The sequence below is a fragment of the Polaromonas sp. P1_E3 genome, from assembly GCF_056405935.1.
Genome location: NZ_JBFUBD010000386.1, coordinates 1 through 2,468 on the forward strand (window position 1 = coordinate 1; position 2,468 = coordinate 2,468).

Consider the following 2,468-nt stretch of genomic DNA (forward strand, 5'->3'; position numbering starts at 1 on the left):
CGACCAGGACGCCCAATTTGTAGTGAAAGACCCGCGGGTTTCGCGCAGGCACGCCAGGATTGAATGGCGCGCCGGCAAGTTTTACCTGGAAGATGTCAGCAGTTACGGCACCTGGGTGAGGTTTTCCGACAGTGCCGCTGTTGTGGCGTTGCGCCGGCAGGAATGCGTACTGCTGCAGGAAGGCGAGATCGCACTGGGCGCTCCGTTTGAAGACTTTACGGTCCCAACCGTCAGTTTCAAGTTTGCCGACGGCAAAGTCCATCTTCAAACAAAATAGCGTCGGGCCCGGCCTTGCCGGTTCAGCTCAGCCTGACTTGTCCACCGCCCGTTTTCGTGGGCATTTCGCTGGGCATCGAAACTTGATGGGACATGATGCTGGTCTGGTTCAAACGCATTTCCGCCGGATTGCTGGTGCTGCTGGTGCTTGCTGCCCTGGCGACGGGTTTGTATGTTTACAGAACCTTTCCCGCGCTGGACGGTGAAATTCGTGCCGCCGGCTTGCGCGGCCCTGTGTCGGTTGCGCGTGACACTGCAGATGTCACCCACATCAAGGCCCAGTCGCCCCACGACACCTGGTTTGCTCTTGGTTATGTCCACGCGCAGGAGCGCGGCTGGCAGCTTGAGTTCAACCGCCGGGTGATGCACGGCGAGCTGTCCGAGGTGTTTGGGCCGGGCACGCTTGAGACCGACAAGTTGCTGCGCACGCTGGGCATTGTTCAGGCCGCCGAGCGTCAATGGCAAAACCTGCCGGCCGAGGGGYGCGATGCGATGCAAGCTTATAGCGATGGCATCAATGCCTTTTACGCAGGCTCTTCGCAGGCGCTGTCGCCCGAGTTCCATATCGTGGGGGTCAAGCCCGGGGGTGTGTCCGGCAAGGCCTGGTCTCCTGTGGACAGCATTGCATGGTCACTGATGATGGCGCTGGATCTGGGCGGCAACTGGGGCACCGAGTTCGCCCGCCTGTCAGCGGCCCGGCTGCTGAAACCTGCAGAACTCCAGCAGTTGTTCCCTCCTTATCCTGGCGAGCAGCCTGCCTCGAAAGTGGACTTTGCCAAGCTGTATGCGGGCTTGGGAGTGTACCGGTCCGATCTTCCGGATGCTACTAAAAAGATAGCTGGTGGCGCTCGTCAATCAAGGGCTGGAGGCCTATTTGATCAGAAAACTTCGCCGCCAAACGTCATTGCGCAGGCCTCTGGCATCAACGACTGGGCTTTGGCGCTCGGCGACGCGGGAGGCAAAGGTTCCAATAACTGGGTGGTGGCAGGTTCCCACACCAGCACCGGCAAGCCTCTGCTCGCCAACGATCCGCACCTGGGACTGTCGGCGCCGGCGGTATGGTATTTCGCGCGGCTGCAGGCATCCGAAGGCAAGACAGCCAACGGCAGGACCGCGCCGGGGCTGGACGTAATCGGCGCGACATTGCCCGGCCTGCCATTTGTGGTGATGGGTCATACCGGGAAGGTGGCGTGGGGTTTCACCAATACAGCCCCGGATGTCCAGGACCTGTACCTGGAACAGATTAACCCTGCGAACCCTCAGCAGTACCGCATACCCGGCACAGGCGCCACCCATGCGGATATGGCCTGGGAGGACTTCAAGGTTCGCAGCGAGACGATCAAGGTGAAAGGCCAACCCGATGTGGTGCTCAATGTGCGGGAAAGCCGCCACGGCCCTGTTCTCAGCGACGTCCAGAAGTCGCATGCCGACCTGCTCGACATCCGCAAATATGTGATCGCGCTGCGCTGGAGCGCCCTGGATGCCGACAACCAGACCGTGCTGGCAGGTTTGCGTGCCAACCGGGCACAGTCGTCCGGAGAGCTTATTGCGGCTTTTGCGGCTTACCACTCACCGATGCAAAACGTCGTGACCGCGGATGTCTTTGGCCACACCGCCTTCAAGGCCGCTGGCAAGGTGCCGCTGCGAAAACCCGACAACGACATTCTCGGGACCGCGCCATCTCCCGGTTGGGAATCGCGATACGACTGGGCCGGTTGGGTGCCTTATGCACAAACACCCGAGTCCGCGAATTCGACGATTGAGGCCAAGGGCTGGCTGTCCACGGCGAACCAGCGCATCACCCCACCTGCTTATCCCTTTTTCATGGGGCAGGACTGGACGGTGCCATACCGTTACAACCGCATCGAGCAATTGCTGGCTGCAACGCCTGTGCACACGATGGAGTCGATGCAAAAAATACAGGGTGACCAGTTTTCGGCGGYCACGGTGCGGCTCCTGCCCTTCCTGCAGAAATCGCTGGCGCAGCCTTCCGGCCACCCGCTGGCCGAGGTGGTGCGCCGCAAATTGCAGGGGTTTGACGGGACCATGCGCTCGGGCGACGCTGCGCCGCTCGTGTTCGCCGCCTGGGCGGACGAACTGGCACGGGGTGTCATTGGGGAAAAGCTGGGGGAGTCCGCGTTCAAGGCGCTTTACGGCAAGCGCCATTTCCGGAGTACTCTTGAAGACATTCT

Annotated in this window: 2 protein-coding genes; both read left to right on the top strand. The window is 61.1% G+C overall.

The window, feature by feature from the left end; translation table 11 throughout:
• Positions 1-277 (top strand): FHA domain-containing protein (locus AC1D0Z_RS19595; protein WP_477659847.1); only part of this gene is annotated, 277 nt, incomplete at its 5' end.
• Positions 278-372: 95 nt separating this feature from the next.
• The coding region (locus AC1D0Z_RS19600) for a penicillin acylase family protein (RefSeq protein ID WP_477659848.1) at positions 373-2,468 on the top strand (2,096 nt) is incomplete at its 3' end.